Raw genomic sequence first — 23006 nt, forward strand, 5'->3', positions numbered from 1 at the left:
AGCGAGGATCGATCGAGTGCTGTTTGCCCAATGAGTAAGAAATTAGCCGTTGACCTATTTGCAGGATCAGGCGGACTAACCGTCGGCTTGAAGCGAGCCGGCTTCTCAGTTGTCGGTGCCGTTGAGGCAGATGCTCTCGCAGCATCAACCTATCGAAAGAACCATCCACGTGTCAGACTCCTTGAAGGAGATATCAAGACCATTGAGCCAGCTACGCTGGCCAGAACTGCGCGTTTCGAGGTTGGCGAGCTAGACCTGCTTGCCGGCTGCCCGCCCTGTCAGGGCTTTTCCACGCTCAGAACGTTGAACGGAAAAGTTGGGATCGATGACCCCCAAAACGAGCTTATCTTTGATTTTCTACGATTTGTCAGAGAGCTAGAACCGAAGGCGGTGATGATGGAGAACGTCCCCGGGCTATACGGCGACGCCCGTCTCGCTTCAGTACAAGAGCACTTGAGATGTGCAGGCTATGAGTCCGAAGCAAGAGTTCTGAACGCAAGAGACTTCGGTGTCCCTCAACGCCGCCGCCGGATGGTGCTCATTGCGCTACGAGGCACTGAGCCTGTTTTTGCAAAAGCGAAAAGCCGTCGACGAACTGTCCGGCAAACAATTGGGAAAATGCCTCAGCCCGGGCACGGCAGTGATCCGCTCCACGACTATACGGTAAAGCGCTCTCAACGCGTCGAGCAGATTATTGCGGCCATACCGGTTGATGGCGGCAGCCGTGCCGCTTTGCCCAAAGACCTTAGGCTCGATTGCCACGCCAAAGTAGATGGTTTCAAAGATGTTTACGGGCGAATGAGTTGGGCAACCCAAAGCCCTACAATCACAGGCGGGTGCATCAATCCGTCCAAGGGGCGTTTCCTTCATCCGGAACAGGACAGGCCCATCACGCTTCGTGAGGCAGCTTTGCTTCAGGGATTCCCGCGTGGATATCACTTCAGCTTGGAGCGAGGAAGATACCCTGCCGCACAGATGATTGGCAATGCTTTCCCGCCCAAGTTCGCAGAACATCACGCACGGGAAATTGCGAACTGCCTGGACAACCTCCAAACCCAATAACTGGTGGAACATGCCAAACATTGATTCAATCCTGCATGCGAATTTGAACCAGGAGCAATTCGCAGCGGCCACTGACCCAGCTGGTGAAGTGCTTACCTTGGCGTGCGCTGGTTCAGGGAAGTCAAGGACGCTAGCGTATCGAATTGCATGGCTGATCGCTGATCGTGGTGCAAATCCGGAGAGTATCGTCGCATTCACCTTTACCGAAAAGGCTGCCGACTCAATCAAGCTAAGGGTATCTCAGGCGCTTGCGGCGAGTGGTCTCGATCCTAATTTCCTCGGCAGGATGTTCATCGGCACCATCCACTCATTTTGTCAGTACATCTTGGGTGATATTGACGCACGATACAGGCAATTTGAGGTGCTCGACGAGAATAGACTAAAGCTATTCCTCATCGAAAACTATCCGGCTTTGGACTTGCATCGACTGAGAAGTCGCGCGCGGGGTAATGCCTATTTTGAGACAATTGCGGGCGCCGCGCAGACCTGGAACCTCTACAATGAGGAGTTGCTTTCGCAGGCAGCTGTGGCAGCGCATGATGCCGAACTTGGCAATTTCATTGCGGCCCTCAATGACCTTCTTCTGCAACGAGAGTTTCTGGACTTTTCATTCATGCAGCGGCTTGCGGTTGAAGCCATGCAGGCGGGCAATGCAACCCATGTCGTCTCCAAGGTACAACATCTCTTGGTGGATGAGTATCAAGATATTAATCCAATCCAAGACGAATTAATTAGGCAACTGCATTCCGGAGGTGACTCGCTCTTGGTCGTGGGCGACGACGATCAATCGATCTATGGCTGGCGGGGCGCCGACGTTACTCGAATCCAGACATTCCAGTCGAGATTCCCAGGCGCGAGCGCCCACACAATCGGCACAAATTACCGTAGCACTGAGCTTATTGTCAGGAGCGCGGATGCAATGGCGCACGCTGAACTAGGTGCCAACAGGATCGTGAAGAACCCATCCGCTGTCCCATCAAGCGAACCGGGAGAGTTTCGCAACCTCTGGTTCGATGATCGCGCGGACGAAGCCAGTTGGGTCGCACAGACGATCGAAACACTGATCGGAACCCGGTACGTTGAAGACAGTGGGCGCATACGCGGTTTAGCTCCTTCGGACTTCGCGATCCTTATGAGGTCCACCCGCCAACCAGAACCAAACGATCATCCACCGCGTCATGTGGCATACTCAAGCGAACTGTCGGCGCGCGGAATCCCGTTCAGCTTGGAGGCCGGAGGTAGCCTATTCGATCGACCTCAGGTCGCAGCAATGAGAAGCTCGTTTGAGCTTTTGCGCAGCGGGACACCAGATCGATCGACTCTATCGGCTTTCTTCACGTCTGAGGTCCAGCCTGCGTTTCCCCACTCCGACTTTTCTAAGCTCGCCTCAGTGTTCGCAAGTTGGGGCCGGATGATTCATGCGCCGGTCACTCCCGGTCAACCCAGGCGGCGGGTGTATCCACAGAATTTCGTATTTGACCTCCTTGAGGCGTTTGGGCTAGCGCAATCGAATTTCGATGATGCAGTTGTACAGGACCTTGGTGTTTTTAGCCGTATAATTCAAGACGTAGAGGCTGTATTTCCAAGTGTTGATAGTACTGGGCGCTTCAACAGTATCCTGAATTTCCTTTCTGTTGTTGCAGAGAAAGGTTACGATACGAGTTCAAGTGAAATTCTCAATCGGCCGAATGCCGTCACTGTGTCAACTGTGCACAAGATGAAGGGACTAGAGTTCCCAGTTGTCTTCGTCGTGGATGTGGAAGCACAAAGATTCCCTAAGAACCGAAGCCGTTATTCAGGATGGATTCCTGAACCGCTGTTGCAGACCTCGCTCGATAGAGGGGCATATCAATCGACACGCGATGAGGAAGCCAGACTGTTTTATACTGCGCTGACGAGAGCTGAGCGATATCTTTATGTGACGGGTTCAGCACAGGTGCCTGGAGGACGCCGCGCCATGCGAGTTTCACCCTTCGCAGGACATCTTAACGATCCCGCAATCTCAACCGACGCAAGTACCCCTCCAGTTTCCAGCGGGAATGAACAACCGCAGCAGCGCATTGAGGCAATCAACTTTCCAACCAGTTTCTCGGACGTCAAATACTATCTACGCTGCCCAAAGGACTACCAGATCAGGAAGATTTTCGGTTTCAGCCCCGCCATTCCCGACTTGTTTGGGTTTGGTTCAACTGTCCACGCGTCTATCGGGAAGCTTCATCAAGAGTTTTCACACACAACTCCTACAATTGCCGATGCTGAGAGGATTGCTGAAGCCAACTTCAACTTGAAGCATGTGCTTCCAAGCCGCAATCCGAGCACAAATCCAGGACCTTACGAACGCGCCAAGGACAGAGCGACGGGCTTGGTAAAAGACTATGTGGAAAGGTTTGCGTCGGACTTTGCGCAAAGCAGGCAGCTTGAAGCACGCTTTGAGATTCCCGCCGAAGGGACTGTCGTATCGGGTGCAATTGACCTGATGATAGAGGAAGACGATCAGGGAAACGTGATTGATGCGTGTGTCGTGGACTTCAAGACTATGGAGGGCGGAGACGACCCAGCGGCCAATTCCGACTTGGAGTGGACTGAGCTGTCCCTGCAGGTTCAACTCTACGCAAAAGCAGCGGTCGATATACTTGGAAACGTAACCGAAGCGGGATTTGTACATCTGCTGAAGGATGGTCAGCGGGTTGAGGTGCCAATCACAAACGCGGCGCTGGACGCGGCAATTGCTAATATTGAGTGGGCAGTTGAAGGGATCGTATCTCAGGACTTTCCGATGCGCCCGTCTCAACAGAAGTGTTCCGCATGTGATTTCAAGAAGATATGCCCGATGGAGCCTCAGAATTTTTCGGGTCGTACCGCGCCACCTGCGCTCCACACCCCAGGACGGCCTGGTCAGAAGGTCGCCTCATGCTTCGACGATTTCGATGAGAATTTCGCGGGGTTGTGAGGACGTAGCACCCGCGAGACTCTCAGACCAAGTATCGGATTATCGTTGTACATTATTGCGCCGTCGCATCGGGACATCGATACCGTTCTTGCGAAGGACCGCGGCGATCGACGCGACCGAGCGGACGGAAGTCTTTGCGTCGGGGAATTCGGCCACGACCCGATCCACGATTGCAAGGTAACGGAGGTCAGGGTCCATCAGCAACTCTTGCACCAGTGAGCCGATGGTCCGTTTCGGCTTAGGGCCGTGCACCGTGGCCGCTGCGATCTTCTCGTCCACAGTCTGCTCGCACTCGGGCGCGTCGTTGGCGACCGGCACAGTCGGCTCGGCGTTCTCGGCGGCCTCAGGCGCGGGCATGTCAGCCGCGCGGTCACCGAGGACATCGCACTCGACCACGATCGATCCGGGGTGCTCTCCGCGCTTCTTCTCGGCTAGGTCGGGACGACCGCAGAAGCCGACCGCACCCCATCCCTCCTTGCCTTCGAGCAGAACGGCGTGGGTGTAGGTCCGGTCGGTCTTGCGGGTGTGCTGTGAGCCGTCAGGGGCGATGGCGACGTAGGTGGTCTTGCTCATGGCTGGTCTCCTTCTCAGCGTTGATGGGTCCACCATGTCGCGAAGCGAGGAGCCCGCGAGCCCCGCTGGGCGCTCACATATTGCTTCGGAACTGGGATGGAGCCGAAGCTACCGTCCGGCAATCCGGCAAACACTCTGCGCTTCGAAGGTTTCCCCGAAACTTCAACAGCTTCACAATCCAGAAAAACAACTCGAATTAGGAGCCGTCACATGACTGCGGTAATCATTCCTTTCCCACTCAAAGTTTCAAATTTTCGAGATCGCAAGGAATACACCATTGATCTGATGCATCTGGATTTGACAGCGCAATGTCTCAGGGATCATGGCCGGACCGCAGAGGTTTGCTCAGTCAGTGCGGAGGGCTTTGAGAAAGGGCCTAAGTTAAATACGGATGCTACCTTGCCCGAAGTAATGATCGCTTCAAAAGAAGCATATGAGACACTTTGCAGTTTTATGAGTTCGGAGTGTGATATCGAACATTCAGATCTTCCCAATCAACAATACTTTGCGACGCGCGTCGCAGGGGCAGTGAGAGATTAGAATAGACCTTGTAGCAGCGCCGGGCGTGGCGTCCGGCTCTGCGTGGATCGAGCCTTGACCAATCAGGCCGCCCTCTTCAGCTTTGCTCGGGCTATTGCTTTGCAATCACGACTTGCCGTGTTTTTCATTTCTTGCATTTTTCTCCAATCACCATCAGCGCGCCGCCAAAGGCTGCGTAGGGTTGCTGCGGTTTTCTCGGAGCAGTTCAGCACGGAGGCAAGTTGTACACTGGTTACTTTCGGGTTGTGATTGATGATGAGGGCAGCGATTTCATACAGGTTATCTGTTCTCACGATTTTCCCTTTCGTTGGTTTCAAAAGTTCACGAGCCTGACTTCGGCGTCGAGCCAGCCCACAACCGGGCGCGCAGGGCACAGTCGAAGTCGACGCGTAGCTCCTCCACCAGTGCAGGGTCGATCACGTCCTCGCCGGAAACGAGCATCCCCTCCATGAGCGGATCGAAGATTGCGCTACGAAGGCGGTGGCCGTGGTTCAGGAGGATGTGGTGCAGCATCTCCGAGAGGTAGACGTCCTCGATGATCCCGTCTTCTTCTTCTGCAGGCAGGGCCAGTTCGTGCCTCGGTACGCTGTAGGTGAACTGGACTAGAGCGGAGCTGGGGTTGTCCGCGACTTGAAAGTTCTCGATCTTCATCAGTGTCTCCTTGATCGATTTGCCCCTACGGGGGTTCGCAATGTGGGCGGATTGGCGGTCAGCAGTTCGCGACCCTGATCTCTGCGTCGAACCAATCCATGACCTGCGCACGAGCTGCCTTCAGCTCGTCGCGGCTCCGGCCGCCGTAGGCCGTCACCAGCGCGTCGCCGACCAGCTCGCCGTCGTACCAATGGCCGTAGTCCCGCATCAGGAACGGGACCGCGCCGACCAGGGCGAGGTCGCCCTCGGGCATGTTGACGTATTCGCGCAGGCGGGCGGTGGCGGCGTTTTTCAGGGCGGAACGCGGCAGGCGAATGCGGACTTCCACCCGGTCGTCTTTTTTAAGGGCGCGGTAGCGTTCGACGACCTCGGCGCCGTCCGCGGTGGTCTCGCCGTCGATCTTCAGTCTTGTCTTGGCCATGTCGGCACTCCTTCTCGATGAAACTGGTCTCAGCGACCGTGGGAGGAGAATCGCAGACGGCTTCGGGCGAGTAACCCAACGTTTGAAGGGGGAGGCGCAAATAATGGTGTGGCCCGGAAGACACACCGCAAAAAGGGCAGGCCCGCGTCTCGGATGGAGACACAGGCCTTCTCGGATCCCGGTCGTTCAGGCTGTCATCGGGCCAGGCTCTTGCGGGCGTCGGCGAGGTGCATCGAGGTCACGCCGCCGCGTTCCAGCTCCTGCGCGTCGTCGCGGGTCATCATGAGCGATCGGCCCATGTCGGTGTCGAGCGCCCGCGAGTAGGCCTTCTCGAAGGTCTCGCCGGGCTGCTGGATGCTCTTGGCCAGCTCGTCGAGCTGCCGCTCGGCTGCCTGGCGGTTCGCCGCTGCGGCCTTCCGCACGTCGACGGGCGGGTTGGCCGGTTCTTTCTTGGTCATGTCGTTCTCCTGTGATTGCACGGCCGCGCGCGCTGTCGCGACCTGTTCCTCTAGGAGCTCGACCTCCTTGGCGAGCTCCAACACTTCCTCGGCGTCGGACTCGTCGCGCGCCAGGCGACCGAGGGCGTCCTCCAGTTCCTTCTTGCGGTCCTGCAGCCGCCTCAGTTCCGCGGCGTGTCGCTGGCCATCCTTGGCGCTCATCTCGCTCTCTCCATCTGTTCCAGTTCCTGTCTGGCCTCGCGGGCCACGTTCGGTTGCGGGCTCTCGGCACGGACACGCAGGAGCTCGGTTCGCAGGCTCTCCGCGACCCGCTCCTCGGCGGCTGCCAGGCTGATCGCGTGGCGGGGCCGGATCGGGGTCTCGATCCCGAGGGCCCGCGTCATGGTCAGCTCGCCGGCATGGATCAGCGCCTTGACGAGGGGCTCGGCGGCGCGGTTGTTGGTCAGCGACCGCTCGACTGCGGTCAGGTCGCCGCCGGCGGCGGAGGTCGCTCCGAGGTCCCTACGCAGTGCGTCCACGTAGGCGGGCCAAGCGGCGGCCAGCTCGGAGAGCGCGTCGTCAACTGCCTTGGCCAGCTTCGCCCGCTCGGCGGTGGTCTGGAGGGCGTTCTCGGCCCGCACAGTCCGCTGACGGCGTTCCGCGCTCGCGGCCGCCGCGCCCCGCCGTTCCTGGAGCTCGGCCAGGGCCTCGTCCACGATGGCGATGCGCTCGGCCAGAGCGGCGGCGGTCCCGCCGGGCTTCCTGCCTTCGATGATGGCCTGCTTTGCCTCGTCGCGCGCCCTGTCCAGCTCGTCGGTCAGGCGGGCGCGTTCGTCGCGCAGCTCGGCGATGCGGGTCTCAATTTCCTGTCTGTTTTTCATCCAGTCGGGTTCCTCTCGGCTCGTGTCGGGGGGCGGACGGCACGACCCCGGAGAAGGAGTCGGGACCGCGCCGTCCGCGTGCCGGGAAGGAGGGCTGACATGAACCTCGGCACCGTCACACACTGTCGCGTCGGCTCGGCGTGGGGGACCAGCGTGTGCGTCTCGGGCGTCGATTGTTGGCGCGTCACTCGGCCAGGAGGTCCAGCTCCATCTGCCGCAGCAGGTGGGTCGGGGTGCCCTTCGTGGACAGGAAGCTGCCGGGGTTGTCCTGGACGTCGGAGCGATAGGAGCGCCAGCATCGTGCGTTCGGACAATCCACCCCCGCCGCGATGAACGCCTGCATGGCGGGGCGGACCCATCCGCGGGGGAAGCGCGTCGAGCCGTGGACGTGGTACATCGAGGCGAGGAGGCGCACCGCGTTGGCGCGCATGGTCAGGCCGGGGAGCGGCGGCCAGTCGGCCACGGCCTCCTCGACCAGGGCCTCGGCCTCCTGCTGGGTGGCGGCGTACCGTATCACCGGCAGCGGCGGGACCGGCCTCGCCTCGGTCGGCTCAGTCATCTAGCACTACGCCCATCTCAGCGAGGCGGGCGCGCTTCCTTTCCATGAGGTCGAAACGTTCCTCTTGTTGTAGCTTCACCTCGGCGAACTTGCGTTCCATCTCGGCGAGCTGTTGCTTCTCGCGCGTGATGATCCTGGTCGGCGTCTGGTCCATCGTCGGTCTCCTCGTGAGGGTTTACGACGCACGATGCCGCGCGGGCTGCTCCGCGTAAGCCAGTGAGGGCGCGCGCCTGACTGACGATCAGGGGGACCGGAAGCGACGGACCCAGCCGGATCAGGTGCTTAGGACAGTTCGACCAGGACGAGCACAGTGCCGGGCACAGGGCTGGACCGCTTCGGGCACCCGTCAGTCCTCGTAGAACGGGGAGGCACCGACCCACTCCAGCAGGTCGGCCCTGACTTCGTCCTCGAGGTCGATGCGCGTTCGGATGGACGCCAGGGCCGTATCTCTGGCCTCCACGTTTTCCCAGGGCACCGGCTCACGCCTTTCACGCATCTCGGTCAGGACGCCCTCCTCGCCGAACAGGTAGCCGAGGGTGACGCGCATCGTGAGGTGCGAGCCGTCCGCGAATGGCTTCGTGAGCACGCCGCCCGGCGACACCAGGGTCACGTGTGGATAGGGATCAGGCATCGTCGTCTCCGTCGGGCTCGTGTGTCGTCCCCTGGATCACCTCGGCGTCATCGACGCCCGGATGTGCACCCGGAGCCTCGGGATTGCCCAGGGGTCTCCGTATGGACCCGGTGGTGCCGCCGACGAGCTTGGGCTTCCGGGTCGGAAGCTCGTTGTGCACGTTCGTCTGGTTGTTGATCTGGACGTTGGTCTGGGCCGGGCCGTCCGCGGAGCTCATGCGGAGGGCCAGCAGCTTCGTAAGCACCCGTGGGTCCACGTGGCTGGTCTCGAAGCGGTGGACCACCTCGAAGTCGTCATCCAGCTCGGGCCTGCCGGTCTTCGGGTCGATCACCGGCACCCACCTGCCCGTGCCCATCTCCAGGGCCGTCTGGACCACGCGCTGGGTGAGCTCCTCCTCGAAGGCGGTCACCGCGTCGTCCCACGCCTCCGCGAAGTCGGGGTTCTTGGCCCGGCGGTCGTAGAAGGTGCGCCGGGTGAGGCCAGTCATGTTGGCGGCGTAGGTGACGTGCCCGAACTGCCTCAGGTAGCCGAGGAACTCGTCGCCCTTCTCGCCGTACACCTGGGCCACGACCGGGGCCAGTTGGCTCGGCCTGTGTGGATCGGGCGCCGGCCTGATCCTGTTCATCCGCATGATGCTCACGCTGGTTACTCCTATTCGACCTGATCGAGCTCCTCGCTTCACGCCATCTCGGGGGCCGAGGGGGCCGCCGTGTGCGGCATCCGCGGTGCTCGTGGCTGTGCTTGGAGGGGCGTCGCCCGGGCAAGCCCCTGACTCGATTGCCCTTCCTTTCGCGAGGCCCCCTGATCGTGTATCGGAGGGGCGCCCTTTGGTGGGCAGGCGGGCGGGCGTCGAGGTTTTTCCGGGCGGCTCGCTCCTCACTGTTCGAGGTCAGGATGCCACGTCCCGTCGGCGTCGTACGCCAGCGAATACACATGTGAGCGAGCCTACCTCTCACTGGCGTGAGGTCGGGACACAGAGGGGGCCTGGCCCCCGTTCGGCCTAAGTGTCATAGCGTCCTGAAAGCGTCCTTCAGTATCTTATTGTTTTTATTACCTAAATGACACTAAGACACTTAGGACACTTAATATTGCATTTCGGCTTTCTGAACGACCAGGCAAGCCGCACCGAATTCGGCGAAGGGAGCGACCAGAGCGAGACGCAAAAAGCCACGAAACCAGAACCTATGCGTCATAGCGCCCTAGCGTCTTTTTCGCTTCCGAAACATGCGCTTAGGCCAGGACGCTTATATTATGCAAGCGTCCTAAGCGTCCTGAGGGGCAGCTCTGAGACCTCACACAGGCGTGAAGTCAGGTGCTCGTTCAGGTCAAACACACCGAAAAGGAAGCCCGATGGCAAGATGGGACCGCTACCGTGGGCGGTCCCCACGCCAGTTAGTCGAACAGCTCAAAGGCGCCAGAGCGTGCCTCGAACTTGGCCCGGGCATCGTCCAGGGCGGGCAGGTTCCAGGTGCGTTCTGAGCCACCCTCCCGTTTGCCTGTCGTCAGGCCCACGAGCCGCTTGCCCTCTTTGACCAGAGCCCTGTGCGTGGCCCTCTCGCTGCGGAGCTGGTTGCGGCGGAGGAAGCCGTCAAAGGCCTCGACGGTTGCGTCTTTCTCCTGTGGGCCGAGCACCACGGCGCCCGTGCGCCAGTCGATCTCTCTACCATCTGCGTCGAAGCCGACCGGCAGCTCGCCCGAACCCAGCAGCTCGAACCAGAAGCGCGCGGCGGGCTTCATGCTCCTCAGCTTCTGGTCGGCCAGCGCCCGTGTCTGCGGTATCTCCATCGACGGGCGCCACCCCTTCAGGTCCATGGCAAGCAGGTCATGGGCCATCCCGGCGAGGCCGCCTTGGTCCATCTGCCGTCCGAGCCTGCCGAAGTACTCGTGGTCCTGGCGACGTCTGTCCGATACGTCCGACACGAAGAAGCGCCTCGCCTCGGGTCCCGCCGGCACGATCCACTCCTCGTTGGAGGCCAGCATCATGTGGAACATGTTCCTGCCCTGCGTGATGTCCCGCCCCTTGGCCTCGTAGGACAGGATCGGCTCGGTCACGAGCTGCTTGAGCACGCCCTCGCCCTCCTTGTCGCCGGGCCAGACCGCCTCGTCGGCGAACAGGAACACGCAGTTGCGTAGGTGCGAGTTGAAGCGCCCCGCGAACTGCGAACGGTGCGAGACCGTCAGCCCGTGCTGGCCGGCGATGCGCATCAGCGACCTGCCCAGGGTGCCCTTGCCGGTGCCCTCCTCGCCGCGGAACGCGATGGCGACCTCGGGCGTCTCCCAGGGCCTCTGTAACATGTAGGCGATCCAGCGGAGGACGTACTCCTCCGAGGCCGCGTCGCCGTCGCAGAGAACCTCTCCGATCAGCTCGCGCATCATCGACCAGTCGCCCGGCGCGGGCTCGACGGCCCACCCCTTCCAAAGGTTCAGCTTGCCTTTGTTGTGCGCCAGGCCCTGAGGGTCCATCACGATGCCTGGGTACTTGCGTCGATGCGGGCTCGACAGCCACAGGTCCGCCTTGCTGATCCGCTTCTTCTCGCCGATCTGCGCCAGGGTCTCGTCCTCGAAGTAGTGCCGGAACGCCTCGCGGCTCAGCCTGGTCCAGGCGGTGCGCCCCTCGAATATCGGGTCGGGCTCCTCCATGAAGACCTGGAACTGTCCGCCGTCCAGGACGGCGCAGAACCGCTCGTTCATCTCCTTCACGACGCGGGTCATAGGGTTCCCGCCGCCTTCGGGCTGCGCACCCTCCGGCAGGTCGCCAGCCTCTACCACGTCGTCGAAGTCGTTGGCTATCCCGGCCTCGCGGGTGGCGAGGTAGTCTCGGGCGATCTTCTCGACCTGGGCTTCCAGCCTGTCGCCGTACTTCTCGACGGCGAAGCCGCAGTGCTCGGCGAGGACAGAAAGCGCCGAAGCGGCCGACAGGCCACGGGCGAGGAGCTGCCAGACCAGGGACGCGACGGCCTCCGACCGTTCACCCGGACCGACCGGCTCCACGAGGCGATCACGCAGGGCCTCAGGTAGTTCGTCGAATTCCACGTCGGCGCCATCGTCCCAGTCCAGGGCAACGTCGTCCGAAGCTGCGGCGCCCCCGCTCGTCCTTATGCCCGCGAAGGCCAACGGGGACAGGCGGCGACCGTCACGCATCCTGCCCTCCTCGACGGCGCGGGCGAGCAGCGTGACCGACTGCGGGTTCAACCGCACCTGTCCGCCTTGCGTCCTGAGCTCGCCCTCCGCCTCGCCCTCGATCGGGTCCACCACCCGGAACTTCCAATTGCCCACGGCGTCGGCGGCGTCGCAGCGGACCCAAACGTGGCCTTTGCGGGCGCTGCCAGATGACGACGGGGTGGTGACGGCGTGCGCGTCACCGGCCCACTCGACCCCGACATCCGGCCCGTCGCCGTGGTCGCAGTCCAGTACGACGCAGCCCAGGGATGCGGGCTGCACGCCGACCGAGTTGTCCGCCGAGCGGCCCAGGTGCTCCAGGACCTCGGCTAGCGTTGGGCGCAGTTTCGGCCAGTCCTTCTGGAAGGCGTTCTTGCCCCTCAGCAGGACGTAGGCTGGCTCTATGTCGGTCTCTCGGCAGGCGGCGTGCAGCGAGCGCAGGCCCGCCCGGGTCGCCTCAGATTGTCCCGCCATGGCTCAGCCCCGCCGTCCCGCGAGGTATGCATCGACGGCGGCACGCGGATAGTAGGGCTCGCGGCCGACCTTGACGAAGTCGGGACCGAGCGCGTCCCGGCCCTTCAGCCGGCGCGATCGGTACTGCGCCAGGGTGTTGAGGGTGTGGCCGGTCATCCGGGCGACCTCGGCGGGGGTCAGGAGGTCGGGTCCCGGGGCGAACGAGGGTACGGCGGGGACGGCCGTGGCGGTATTGTTCTTCTCAGTCATGTGGTCTTCCTAATCTCGCATGGTGGATCAAGAGGCCGGTCGTCGTCAGGCGGTGAGGGCGACCGGCTCACTCTCTCTGAAACGATGCCGCGCGGACGCGCCCGCGTATGCCAACGTGGGTAGCCCGCGCTCCAAGTGCTGGCAGACCGCCGGGCGGCGAGGCGGCCTTGGCGAGTTCCGGCGCTGGTGGTCGGGCTGGCGCGGTTTAGGGACGCGAACGGTCGAAGTCGCGCCTTATGCGTCGCGCCTCACGTTCAAGCCGCGCCTCCACCTTCGACCACTCCCGCGGTGCCCGGCGCTTGGCCTCCTCGACCAGGACCGGATCCTCCCAGAAGTCGGCGTTCTCGTCCGGTGGTGAACGCAACGCCCCGGCGGCGTCGTCGAGATGCACGCGAACGGTCCGTGGCCTCCCGTCGGTCACGTCCAGGGTCTCCACACACACGGGGAACCGGCCGAGCCTGCGGGCGATCAGCCGCAGCGTGTGGCAGTCCATGCCGTTGAAGCCGACGCGGTAGCAGGCCTCGACGATCCCGTCGCAGGCTTCCATCGACCTGATCTCGGGGACTACTTCGAGCATCCGCTCCGCAAGCACTGCACGCTCCTCCTCGTTAGAGTAGTCGGGGTCGGGCTCGCGCTGTTGGTCGTAGGAGCGCGTCCGGATCACGCCGCGCCCTCCCGCATGTAGGCGTCGAGGTCCTCCACCTCGTACCGCACCAGCCTACCACCGAGCAGGTGGTATCGCGGGCCCTCGCCGCGTGAGCGCCAGTTGCGCATGGTCCCGCCTGAGACGCTCAGGTAGGCGGCGGCCTGCTCGGTGGTCATCCACGGGCTGGCCGTGGTCTTGTTCGATTGTGCTTGCATGCAAGTCCTCCTCGCGCGGGGAGACCCCGCGTCGTCGGTGTGCTCGATTGTGGGTTCGGTGGGTGAGGCCCCGGCCCCGATTCGTCATCCGGGGTCGGTCTGTGTCACCCGATGCAAGCAGAATACGCGCCCGAGGGCCGCTTGGGGACTATTGTTTCGAGCGCTCAGGCCCCCACCGCGCGGTCCATTTGGACCACGTTAACGGGTGCGACGCCCGCCTCCCGCAGGATCAGGGCCTCGTAGGCCGCGGCGTGCGGTCGGAGCGCCTCGACGAGGTGCGCCTGGTGCACGTAGCCGCCGCTGGCGCCGGGCAGACGCTGGCCCAGCAGCAGCGCGGACTCCGCGTATGGCACGCCGGCGGCGATCATCAGGGTCCGTGCATGGTGCCGGAGCTCGTGCGGGCTCGGCACGCCCTCCCGCCGACGCGGGGCCTCGACGTGACCGGTCTTGCTGACTGTAGAGGGCCACAGCCATTCGCTGCATAGCGGAACGTCCGCCTCCATCCTCTCCGCCACCATGCGGGTCAGGTGCGGGCCCATCGGGAAAGCCCACTCCTCCATCGTCTTCATGTGGCCGAACCGCAGGACGCCGCGTTCGAGGTCGACGTCTTCGCGCCGGATCGACAGCAGAGTCGAGCGGCGTGCGCCCGTCAGCAGGAACGCCCTTGCGAGGTCCCGTGCGCAGGGTGCCATGTCACCAGTGCGGAGCCAGAACTCCCCGACGTCCAGCTCGCCGACGCGCCGACGCTTGGGCTGCGGCACCCGAACGGCCTCGACCGGGTTCCGCTTGATCGTCTCGTCCAGCCGCATCGCCGTGTTTACCAAGGCACGCAGCGACCGCATGACCCCGGCCGCCACGGTCGGCCCGTTGCGCGTCCGCATCTGGTCGTAGAGGTCTCGGACGTCCTGGCGTGAGATGTCAGCCACGGCCCGACGCCGAAAGCGGCTCAGGTACTTCTCGACGTGGTATCGATAGTCGCTGGCGGTACGCTCGCGGAGGTCGCGCTCGGACAGGTGGGCCTCAAGCGCCTGCTCCAGGGTTATCCCGCTCTCCTCGGGGCCCGCGGTCGGGTCCACCCCGCTCTGTATCTGGTTCATCAGCTCGCGGGCCTTCTTCCTGGCCTCGGCCAGGCGGATGTGGTCGGTCTTGCCGATCTTGACCCTGACCGAACGGACCAGTCTCTTGTTGCGCCGCACGTCTCCTTGGACGGCGTAGGTGCGGGTTGTCTTGTGGGCGATGCACATGAGGCCCTTGACCTCGGTGTCGCGGTGGATGCCCGAGCCGAGCGGCAGGTCCCTGACGCGCGCCTCCGTGAACTTGAATATGGCCATGATAAGTACGGTCCCGAGTACAGTTTCTGGGTTGACGCCGGATGACGCCGGGTGGTGCTACGGGACAGATTCTACTTTGTTATCAAGGGACCGTACGCCCCCGAGTGACGACGAATTGCCACCGGTTACGGCCGTTCGGCGGATTGCAAATCCGTGTACACCGGTTCGATTCCGGTACTCGCCTCCATTTCATTCTAAATCATAGGCTTCGCGGCTTGACGGCCGAGTGGGACACAAAGTGGGACACACGCCCTATGATGCTGCCATCCAGCGACATCAATTCGATGCCATCGCCGTCGAGATCGAGCACAAGTGGGGAAGGAGGCGGGGTTTCAAAGAAGTCAAAACACCAACGAGTGCGTCAGCGATGAAATCAACCATATTTTATATAGCTTCGTGAGCATTCTCAGGGAAGTCGGCTATTAACGCCTCCATATAACCATATGTAGCAAGACCGTCTTGAGAAATCCATTCACCAGCTGAAGTAAATCCCGACACAGTGTCTTGCTACTTTGACATTTCAGGCATTGCACGCAGTGCTTGTTCAATTTCCCATTCGGCAAAACCTCCAAGCCCCCCAGCCACGACTGCGGCGACTGCAGTTGCAACTCCATCCAGGCCAGCATATATTTCAAATGAGTCGATCCATGGCTTTTTGATCAATGCAAGTGGTCGATCCAATTGACCATTGCATTGTCGCTAAAGCCGTCCATCAACTCGGAGGTGTTCTGTGTTTTACATCAGGCTATTTAAGATGTGGCGACGCAAAGAGCGTGGGTTTCCGGCCGCCAACCCATCACTGGCAATTTTTGTATTTGGATTCCTCATCCCCTTTTTCTCACTTTTTATGATTTATAGTTTTATATCGACTTTCATTTTTTTGGCCGAAGCCGGCATTGCGGTAAGAATTATATTTGTCGCTTGCCTTGTTTTAAGCTTCGTTCTTTTTGTTATTGATTATCGTGATAATGATTGAGGCAGAAATTATCTTCTTTGGCTTACCTACCATCAAGATTTGAAAAATTTCATCGCAGCATGATCAAGGACACCTCCACATTGAACATTAATCAGTTTTACAGTGGAACAATTTTTCAAGAGGTAAAGCCTGAGCTGTGAGTATTTGGCCAGGCGTTTATCGCAGGAATATACTATATGGCCGTCCTGCTGACCAAGTGAGTTGAATGGCGGCAGGCTTCCGACAAGGGTGTCCCGACAAGCCAGCCTCAAAAAGGGTCGTATTTGACATGGGTGGAGTTGCGCCCGCAAGCGTTGAAGAACCTTGTGCCACAAACCCTTGGCGAAACTCGGTTTGATTCTGTCACGTTTTTTGGCCGCAGCCCCAGAATCCGACATTGGTGCAGGGTGCAGCATCCAGTAACCTGGGCTCAAATTGGCTTCATTTCCGTGTCCGTTGCGGCATTGGCGAAGCATCGATTTCGCCGCGCCAAAGCGGAAAACGGACGCAAGGCATCACCGCCAAGCCGATGATCACGGGGCCGGACTATGACCACTTGAACAGGTTGGGTTGCGTCAAGACGCCAATGCGCCCCTGCCCCGCCTCAAGAACGGTTTCTCTCGCAAGACCGAATGAACTCCTCGGGCGATCGGGTTGCGACGGGCCTGCGTTCGCGGTCGGGTTTGCCCCGGATCCGAGGGCCGGAAGCGGCCGTCATGACTCGCCTACTAATGCCATGAGCGCGTCCGAGGGCGGGTGTCCCAGATCCTGCGTCAGCCCCTCGGCGCCGCGTTGCATGGCATGGAACATCGGCCCGCCCCGCCAGCGGGGAAAGCCGTAGCCGTGGATCTTGACCAGATCGATATCGGACGGCTGCGTTGCGACGCCTTCGGCAAGGATCGACGCCGCCTCTTCGGCCATTTCGGCCACAAGACGGCGGGCGATGGCGTTGCGGTCCATCGCGGGCCCTGGCTGGACCTCGCCGGCCAGCAGGTCGGCCACCGCGTCCGAGGGCTGCGGCGTGCGGTCGCCCGGCGTGTAATCATACCACCCGCCGCCGGATTTCTGGCCCTTGCGGCCCGCACGCACAAGGATATCGCTCAGCGTGGGAGGAACGTTCTCGCCGCGGGCGCGCGCGCCCTCGCGCTGGAGGAAGGCGATGTCCAAGCCGCCTAGATCCTGCGCCTGAAACGGCCCCATCGCCATGCCGAACCCGCGCATGGCGGCGTCGATCTCGGCAATCGGGACGCCCGCGCGCACGAGGTCCTCGGCCGCGGCGCGATAATGCTTGAGGATGCGGTTGCCGATGAACCCGTCACAGATCCCGGCCTGGACGGGCATCTTGCCCAATCGCTTGGCCAAGGCAAACCCGGTGGACAGCACCTCGGGCGCGGTGTCGGGGGTCGGCACGATTTCCAGCAGTTTCATCACATGGGCCGGGCTGAAGAAATGCAGGCCGATGAAGCGCTCGGGTGTCGGCAGGCCCGCCGCGATGTCGCGCGGATCGAGGTAGGAGGTGTTGGTGGCCAGCACCGCGTCGGGGCGGCAGACCGCGCCCAACTGCGCGAACACGGCGCGTTTGACCGAGATTTCCTCGAACACGGCCTCGATCACCAGATCGACATCGGCCAGACCGGCGTAATCCGTTGTTGCGGTGACGCCGGCCATGCGGTCCGCCCGCCCCTCGGGCGTCAGGCGGCCACGCTTGACCGCGCCGTCGAAGATGCCGCCCAGATTGGCAAGGCCCCGCTCCAGCGCGTCGTCGTCGCGTTCCACCATCACCACCGGCAGGCCGGCGTTGCGCAGCGCAGCGGCAATGCCCGCCCCCATGGTGCCGCCGCCGATCACGGCGGTGGTGGCCACCGACCGCGGCGTCACCCCCTGCAGGGATTTCGGACGCGGCGCGGCGCGTTCGGCAAAGAACACGTGGCGCAGCGCCGCCGCTTGCTCCGAGCCGCGCAGATCAAGGAAGGTCTCGCGTTCAAAGGCCAGCGCGCTTGTGAAATCGCCCGTCACGGCCCGTTTCACGCAGGCCAGTGCCCGCAAGGGGGCAGCCGCGCCCTTGGCGGCCTTGGCAACGGTGGTTTCCTGCTCGGCCCAGAACCCCCCGGGAGGGGCCGACGGAGGCCGATCACACAGCGGCGCGGGCAATGGCAGCGCAAGCGCTTGGGTGACGAAACCCACCGCGCCCGCGCGCAGATCGCCCTCGATCAGTGTGTCGATCAGGCCCAGCGACAGCGCCTTGGGGGCCTTGACCGGCTTGCCCGTGGTCACCATCGCCACCGCCTGTTCCGCGCCCACCAGCCGCGGGGTGCGCACGGTGCCCCCCGCGCCGGGTACGATGCCCAGCGTCACCTCGGGCAGGCCGACAGACGCATCGGCCAGCGCCACGCGGAAGCGGCAGCCAAGCGCCACCTCAAACCCGCCCCCAAGGGCCGAGCCGTGGATCGCCGCGACCCAGGGCTTGGCCGCCGTCTCGATCCGCGCAACGAGGTCGGGCAGATGCGGCGGCACGGGCGGTTTGCCGAACTCGGTCACGTCGGCCCCGGCGATGAAGGTGCGCCCCGCACAGATCAGCACGACCGCGCGGATGTCGGGGTCGGCATCCAGCGTTTCGGCGGCCTCCCACAGACCCTGGCGCAGGGCGTGGCCCAACGCATTGACCGGCGGGTTGTCGACGGTGACGACAGCGATCTCGCCCTCGCGGGCAATGGAAACGACCATGATCAGATCCCCAGATAGGCTTCGCGGATGCGCGGGTCGGCGATGAGATCCTCGGCCGGGCCGTCCATCACGATCTGCCCGGTTTCCATCACATAGCCCCGGTCGGCGATCGACAGCGCGCCAAAGGCGTTCTGCTCGACCAGCAGGACGGTGACGTCCAGCGCCTTCAACCCTTTGACCACATCGAAGATCTGCTGCACCAGCAAGGGCGCGAGGCCCATGCTGGGTTCGTCCAGCAGCAAACAGGCGGGCCGACCCATCAGCGCACGGGCAATAGCCAGCATCTGCTGCTGCCCGCCCGACAAACCGCCCGCGACCTGGTTGCGCTTTTGCTTGAGGATCGGGAACATGGTGAAGGCATCTTCCATGTCGCGATCGACGCGGCCATCGGTGAACAGGAAGGCCCCGAGGCGCAGGTTTTCCTCGACCGAGAGGTTGGTGAAGATCTGCCGCCCCTCCGGCGACTGGGCCAGGCCCAGCTTCAACCGCCGGTGCGCCGGCACCGTGGTAAATGGCTCGCCGCGAAAGGTGATCGCCCCCGCGGTGACCGGCTGCACCCCCGAAAGGCAGCGCAGAAGCGTCGTCTTGCCCGCCCCGTTGGCCCCCACCACGGTGACGATCTCACCCGATGTCACGGTCAGGTCGATCCCGTGCAGCACCTCGATCCGCCCGTAGCGCGAGCGCAGCCCCTCAACTGTCAGCATGGGTCGCCTCCTCGGCTTGCGTTCCCAGATAGGCGGCGATCACGTCGGGGTTCCGGCTGACCGTGGCCGGGTCGCCCTCGGCGATCTTTTCGCCGTGATCCAGCACGACGATGTGGTTCGAGATCCGCATCACCAGTTTCATGTCATGTTCCACCAGCAGAATGGCGACGCCCTCTTTCGCCACCTCGGCGATGAGGGTGTCGATCTCCTCGGTTTCGACGGCGTTGCAGCCCGCCGCCGGTTCGTCGAGCAGCAGAACGCGCGGGTTCAGCGCCAGCGCGCGGGCGATCTCCAGCCGCTTGAGCGCCCCGTAGGACAGGTTGCCGGCCTCCTGCTCGGCCGCGCGCGACAGGCGCACCCGTTCCAGCAGGGCATAGGCCCCCTCGGCCGCCGCCCTGGCCCGCTTGCGCGACGATGGCAGGTTGAACATGTCCGACAGGACATGGCCGCTTTCCTGCAGGTGATAGCCCGCGATGGCGTTTTCCAGGACGGTCATCTGCTGAAAGATCTGCAGGTTCTGGAAGGTCCGCGACAACCCGCGCCGCGCCAGCAGATGCGGGGCCATGCCGGTCACGTCCTCCCCGTCCAGCACCACCTTGCCGCCACCGGGCAGGTAGACGCCCGAGATCATGTTGAACAGCGTGGTCTTGCCGGCCCCGTTCGGCCCGATGACCGAGACGATTTCACCCGGTTTCACGTTGAAGCTGACATCGTGGACGGCGCGCAGGCCGCCGAACTCGATGCCCAGCCCTTCGACTGACAGAAGGCTCATTCTTCCCTCCCCCGGAACAGGCGCAGGAGCGACGGAAGAACCCCTTCGCGCATGAAGATCATAACAAGCATCATCACCAGCCCGAGCATCATCATCTCGTATTCGGCAAAGACGGTCAGCACCTGCGGCAGCACCGTCAGGATGGTCGCACCGAAGATCGCGCCCAGAACCGACCCGGCCCCGCCAAGAACGGCCATGGTTACCATCTCGATCGAGTGCATGTATCCCGCCACCTCGGGCGTAATGAAGCGGTTCTGCAGCGCCAGAAGCGAGCCCGAGGCCGAGGCATAGACCGCCGAGACCACGAAGGCCTGCAGTTTCAGGCGGGCGACGTCGACACCGACCGTGCGGGCCGCCACCTCGGAGCCGTGCAGCGCGCGCCAGGCCCGCCCGGTCGGGCTGTTGTGCAGGTTCAGGGCGATCCAGGCCCCGACCAGCAGGGCAAAACCGCTGAACGCATACCAGAACTCGGAATTGCTGAGGCTGAGGCCGAGATCGTTCAGCAGGCGGCGCAGGCCCAGATCATCGACCTGGATGCCGTCCGGCCCCCCGGTCACCGCGGCCTCGTTCGACAGGACCATTGCCACGAGGATACCAAAGCCCAGACTGGCCACCCCCAGGTAATAGCCCTGCAACCGCAGGATGGGACGGCCCACCAGATAGGCCAGGATCGCCGAGATCGCGGCCCCCAGCAGGGCGGCAAGGCCCACATGGATGCCGAAATGTTCCGGCGCCAGCGCGCAGGCATAGGCACCGATCCCGGCGAAGCCCGCATGCCCCAGGCTGATCTGACCCGCATAGCCGGTCAGGATCACGATCCCCACCACGGCCAGCCCGTTGATGAAGACCAGCGCGCCCACGCGGTAATAAAAGGACGAGGGGAAGAACAAGGGTGCCAGCACGATCAGCGCCGTCAGCACCAGAAGGCTGATCTGTTTGGAACTGAGACGCATGATTACACCCGATCCATTGATTTGCTACCGAAGAGGCCCTGGGGCATGACGAAGAGCACCGCCAGGATCACGATGAAGGCCGCCGCGTCCTTGTATTGCGAGCTGATGTAACCGGCGGTCAGCGCCTCGAGCAGGCCCAGCAGGATGCCGCCCACCAACGCGCCCTTGGGGTTGCCCATGCCGCCCAGCATCGCGGCGGCGAACCCCTTGAGCGCCAGCGCGATGCCGACGTCATAGCTGGTCAGCGTGATGGGCGTGACCAGCACCCCCGCCAGCGCACCGATGGCCGCCGACAGGCTGAAGGCCAGCGTCATCACCCATTTGGTGTTGATGCCAACCAGTTGCGCCGCAAGGCGGTTGTTCGAGGTGGCCAGCACCGCACGCCCCGTCAGGGTGCGGGTGAAGAACAGCCACAGCCCGATGAACACGGCAACGGCGCCCGCGATCACCCACAGGCTTTGCGGCAGGATGGTCGCGCCCATGATCTGGATCGGCGTGTCGCCGGAAAAGGCCGGAAAGCGGTGCAACTGCTTGTCGAAGACCAGCTTGGTGACACCCTTGATGAAAATGGCCGCCCCGATGGTGATGATGATCAGCGAGACCACCGGCGCGCCGCGCGCGGGCTCGATCGCCAGCTTGTTCAAGGCCACACCGATCGCGCCGGTGACCACGATGGCCAGCACCGCCGCCAGCGGCAGGGGCAGACCGGCGGCATGGGCGAAAACGGTGATCATCCCCCCCAGCATCACGAATTCGCCCTGGGCGAAATTCACGACGTCCGAGGCATTGTAGATGATGGTGAACCCCAACGCGACGAGCGCGTAGACCGCGCCGACCGTCACGCCGGAAAAGAGAAATTGCATGAGTTCAGACATGTCGGGGCACTCCGCAGGCGGGCAACGCTAGGGGGATCCGGAAATGGCCGGCCGCAGGAACGCGCCCGGCCGTGATGTCTCTGGCGATCAGTCGACCAGCGTCCAGCCGCCGTCGCGGATTTCCAGCATCCGGAAGGCGGTGATGTCGAGGCCAAGGTGATCGTCGGGCGACATCGTGTAGATGCCGGTGGTCCCGACCAGACCGTCGGTCGCCTCGATGGCGTCGCGGATGTCCTGCGGGTCGCTCGACCCGGCACGCTCGATGGCATCGACGAGGATGCGGAAGGCGTCATGCGCATACCCGCCAAAGGTGGTCACGGGCATGTCGTAGGCGGCCTCGTAGGCTTGGGTATAGGCCTGAACCACGGCGTATTGCGGATCGTCCTCGGCCAGCAGATCGGCGACCAGAAGCGCCGTGCCCGGCAGGCGGACACCCTCGGCGGCCTCGGCGCCGGCCAGATCGATGAAGCCCTGCGAGGCGACGCCATGCGACTGGTAAAGCGGCATGTCGATGCCAAGCTGGGCGTAGTTGCGCGTCACGATCGACGGGCCCTGGCCGAAGCCCGGGTTCAGAACGGCCTGGATGCCCTCTTCGCCGCGGATATTGGTCAGCTGCGGGGTCATGTCGGCATCCTGCGGGCCATAGCGTTCGTCGGCCACGACCTCGATCCCGTGCTCGCCCACGATCGACAGGCACTGCTCGCGCATCGACGCGCCGAAGCCGTCGGTGCCCGAGATCATGCCGATGCGCGTGATCTCGCGCGCCTGCATGTCTTCGAAGATGCGCGCACAGGCCATGCGGTCGGTATGCGGCGTCTTGAAGGTGAAGGGCTGGACCGGATCGATGATCTGGATCGCACCGGCCAGCGAGATGAAGGGGATCTCGGCATCGTCGACCATCGGCATGATCGACATGGTGGTGCCGGTGGTGGTGCCGCCGATGATGGCCACGACCTCGTCATCCTCGATCAGGCGGGTGGCGAAAGTGCGCGCGCGGTTCGGGTCGCCGGCGTCGTCATACATGATCAGTTCGATCTGTTCGCCGTTGATGCCGCCGGCTGCGTTTACCTCGTCGACCAGCATGCGCAGGGTCTTGGCCTCGGGGTCGCCGAGGAACGAGGCCGGGCCGGTTTCCGAAAGCGTGGCGCCGATCCGAATTTCGGCCATCGCCACACCCGCAAGGCCGAATGCGAGAATACCGGTCAGGGCCGTCGTCGTCAGGGTCTTCGTCGTCATGGGTTTCT

25 protein-coding genes and 1 tRNA gene are annotated in these 23006 nt (G+C 62.9%); 5 read left to right on the forward strand and 21 right to left on the reverse strand.

Annotated elements, in window-relative coordinates; translation table 11 throughout:
* Window positions 1-30 precede the first annotated feature (30 nt).
* Together ABD923_RS07455 and ABD923_RS07460 are read left to right on the forward strand one after the other, a co-directional pair.
* Complete coding sequence (locus ABD923_RS07455; RefSeq protein WP_259550046.1) at window positions 31-1062, forward strand: DNA cytosine methyltransferase; 1032 nt, start codon at window positions 31-33, stop codon at window positions 1060-1062.
* Between the two features lie 10 nt (window positions 1063-1072).
* The gene (locus ABD923_RS07460; protein WP_259550047.1) at window positions 1073-4012 is read left to right on the forward strand and encodes an ATP-dependent helicase; all 2940 of its coding nucleotides are present in this window, start codon (window positions 1073-1075) and stop codon (window positions 4010-4012) included.
* 39 nt (window positions 4013-4051) lie between these two features.
* Here ABD923_RS07460 and ABD923_RS07465 read toward each other — a convergent pair whose 3' ends face one another.
* A complete protein-coding gene (locus ABD923_RS07465; RefSeq protein ID WP_259550049.1) occupies window positions 4052-4585 on the reverse strand; it encodes a hypothetical protein in 534 nt (177 codons plus the stop codon).
* Window positions 4586-4795: 210 nt separating this feature from the next.
* Here ABD923_RS07465 and ABD923_RS07470 point away from each other — a divergent pair, with 210 nt between their 5' ends.
* The gene (locus tag ABD923_RS07470; protein WP_259550050.1) at window positions 4796-5125 is read left to right on the forward strand and encodes a hypothetical protein; all 330 of its coding nucleotides are present in this window, start codon (window positions 4796-4798) and stop codon (window positions 5123-5125) included.
* A 62-nt stretch (window positions 5126-5187) separates the two neighbouring features.
* Here the strand turns inward: ABD923_RS07470 and ABD923_RS07475 are convergent, their stop codons facing one another.
* From ABD923_RS07475 to ABD923_RS07540, 14 genes are all read right to left on the reverse strand, one after another.
* Entirely contained in the window at window positions 5188-5418 is a 231-nt protein-coding gene (locus tag ABD923_RS07475; RefSeq protein WP_259550051.1) for a hypothetical protein, read from the reverse strand.
* A 28-nt stretch (window positions 5419-5446) separates the two neighbouring features.
* A complete protein-coding gene (locus ABD923_RS07480; RefSeq protein WP_259550052.1) occupies window positions 5447-5776 on the reverse strand; it encodes a hypothetical protein in 330 nt (109 codons plus the stop codon).
* Window positions 5777-5834: 58 nt separating this feature from the next.
* Window positions 5835-6197, reverse strand: coding sequence for a hypothetical protein (locus tag ABD923_RS07485; RefSeq protein ID WP_259550053.1), 363 nt, complete (start codon window positions 6195-6197; stop codon window positions 5835-5837).
* Window positions 6198-6391: 194 nt separating this feature from the next.
* The gene (locus tag ABD923_RS07490) at window positions 6392-6856 is read right to left on the reverse strand and encodes a hypothetical protein (protein ID WP_259550054.1); all 465 of its coding nucleotides are present in this window, start codon (window positions 6854-6856) and stop codon (window positions 6392-6394) included.
* Window positions 6853-7515 carry a coiled-coil domain-containing protein gene (locus tag ABD923_RS07495; RefSeq protein WP_259550055.1) on the reverse strand — a complete coding sequence of 221 codons (663 nt, stop codon included), beginning with the start codon at window positions 7513-7515 and terminating at the stop codon, window positions 6853-6855. Before ABD923_RS07495 ends, ABD923_RS07490 begins: the two co-directional genes overlap by 4 nt.
* 184 nt (window positions 7516-7699) lie before the next feature.
* Entirely contained in the window at window positions 7700-8032 is a 333-nt protein-coding gene (locus ABD923_RS07500) for a hypothetical protein (RefSeq protein WP_345229450.1), read from the reverse strand.
* Window positions 8033-8066: 34 nt separating this feature from the next.
* Window positions 8067-8228, reverse strand: a complete 162-nt coding sequence (locus ABD923_RS07505) for a hypothetical protein (protein WP_259550057.1) — start codon at window positions 8226-8228, stop codon at window positions 8067-8069.
* 192 nt (window positions 8229-8420) lie between these two features.
* Window positions 8421-8705 (reverse strand): hypothetical protein, encoded by a 285-nt coding sequence (locus ABD923_RS07510; protein ID WP_259550058.1) that lies wholly within the window; start codon window positions 8703-8705, stop codon window positions 8421-8423.
* Window positions 8698-9345 carry a hypothetical protein gene (locus tag ABD923_RS07515; protein WP_345229451.1) on the reverse strand — a complete coding sequence of 216 codons (648 nt, stop codon included), beginning with the start codon at window positions 9343-9345 and terminating at the stop codon, window positions 8698-8700. The genes ABD923_RS07510 and ABD923_RS07515 overlap by 8 nt, the downstream gene beginning before the upstream one ends.
* A gap of 752 nt (window positions 9346-10097) precedes the next feature.
* Window positions 10098-12338 carry a primase-helicase family protein gene (locus ABD923_RS07520; protein ID WP_259550060.1) on the reverse strand — a complete coding sequence of 747 codons (2241 nt, stop codon included), beginning with the start codon at window positions 12336-12338 and terminating at the stop codon, window positions 10098-10100.
* Between the two features lie 3 nt (window positions 12339-12341).
* The gene (locus tag ABD923_RS07525; RefSeq protein ID WP_259550061.1) at window positions 12342-12587 is read right to left on the reverse strand and encodes a helix-turn-helix domain-containing protein; all 246 of its coding nucleotides are present in this window, start codon (window positions 12585-12587) and stop codon (window positions 12342-12344) included.
* 205 nt (window positions 12588-12792) lie between these two features.
* On the reverse strand, window positions 12793-13251 hold the full coding sequence (locus ABD923_RS07530) for a hypothetical protein (protein ID WP_259550062.1): 459 nt from the start codon (window positions 13249-13251) through the stop codon (window positions 12793-12795).
* A complete protein-coding gene (locus tag ABD923_RS07535; protein ID WP_259550063.1) occupies window positions 13248-13448 on the reverse strand; it encodes a helix-turn-helix transcriptional regulator in 201 nt (66 codons plus the stop codon). Before ABD923_RS07535 ends, ABD923_RS07530 begins: the two co-directional genes overlap by 4 nt.
* A 164-nt stretch (window positions 13449-13612) precedes the next feature.
* Window positions 13613-14779, reverse strand: coding sequence for an integrase family protein (locus ABD923_RS07540; protein WP_259550064.1), 1167 nt, complete (start codon window positions 14777-14779; stop codon window positions 13613-13615).
* Window positions 14780-14888: 109 nt separating this feature from the next.
* Here ABD923_RS07540 and ABD923_RS07545 point away from each other — a divergent pair.
* Window positions 14889-14966 (forward strand) — tRNA-Cys (locus ABD923_RS07545).
* A gap of 567 nt (window positions 14967-15533) precedes the next feature.
* Window positions 15534-15755: a hypothetical protein gene (locus ABD923_RS07550; RefSeq protein WP_259550065.1), complete on the forward strand. Its 222-nt coding sequence runs from the start codon at window positions 15534-15536 to the stop codon at window positions 15753-15755.
* A 693-nt stretch (window positions 15756-16448) separates the two neighbouring features.
* Here ABD923_RS07550 and ABD923_RS07555 read toward each other — a convergent pair.
* From ABD923_RS07555 to ABD923_RS07580, 6 genes are all read right to left on the reverse strand, one after another.
* Window positions 16449-18458 carry a 3-hydroxyacyl-CoA dehydrogenase NAD-binding domain-containing protein gene (locus ABD923_RS07555; protein WP_259550066.1) on the reverse strand — a complete coding sequence of 670 codons (2010 nt, stop codon included), beginning with the start codon at window positions 18456-18458 and terminating at the stop codon, window positions 16449-16451.
* A 2-nt stretch (window positions 18459-18460) separates the two neighbouring features.
* On the reverse strand, window positions 18461-19162 hold the full coding sequence (locus ABD923_RS07560) for an ABC transporter ATP-binding protein (protein WP_259550067.1): 702 nt from the start codon (window positions 19160-19162) through the stop codon (window positions 18461-18463).
* Window positions 19149-19934 carry an ABC transporter ATP-binding protein gene (locus ABD923_RS07565; RefSeq protein WP_259550068.1) on the reverse strand — a complete coding sequence of 262 codons (786 nt, stop codon included), beginning with the start codon at window positions 19932-19934 and terminating at the stop codon, window positions 19149-19151. The genes ABD923_RS07560 and ABD923_RS07565 overlap by 14 nt, the downstream gene beginning before the upstream one ends.
* Window positions 19931-20887, reverse strand: coding sequence for a branched-chain amino acid ABC transporter permease (locus ABD923_RS07570; protein ID WP_259550069.1), 957 nt, complete (start codon window positions 20885-20887; stop codon window positions 19931-19933). Before ABD923_RS07570 ends, ABD923_RS07565 begins: the two co-directional genes overlap by 4 nt.
* A gap of 2 nt (window positions 20888-20889) precedes the next feature.
* Window positions 20890-21762, reverse strand: coding sequence for a branched-chain amino acid ABC transporter permease (locus ABD923_RS07575; RefSeq protein ID WP_259550070.1), 873 nt, complete (start codon window positions 21760-21762; stop codon window positions 20890-20892).
* Between the two features lie 87 nt (window positions 21763-21849).
* Entirely contained in the window at window positions 21850-22998 is a 1149-nt protein-coding gene (locus ABD923_RS07580; RefSeq protein ID WP_259550072.1) for an ABC transporter substrate-binding protein, read from the reverse strand.
* Window positions 22999-23006: the final 8 nt, after the last annotated feature.

Origin of the sequence: [Roseibacterium] beibuensis (genome assembly GCF_039542305.1) — a bacterium.
In the GTDB taxonomy this organism is placed as follows: Bacteria; Pseudomonadota; Alphaproteobacteria; order Rhodobacterales; family Rhodobacteraceae; genus Roseibacterium; species Roseibacterium beibuensis.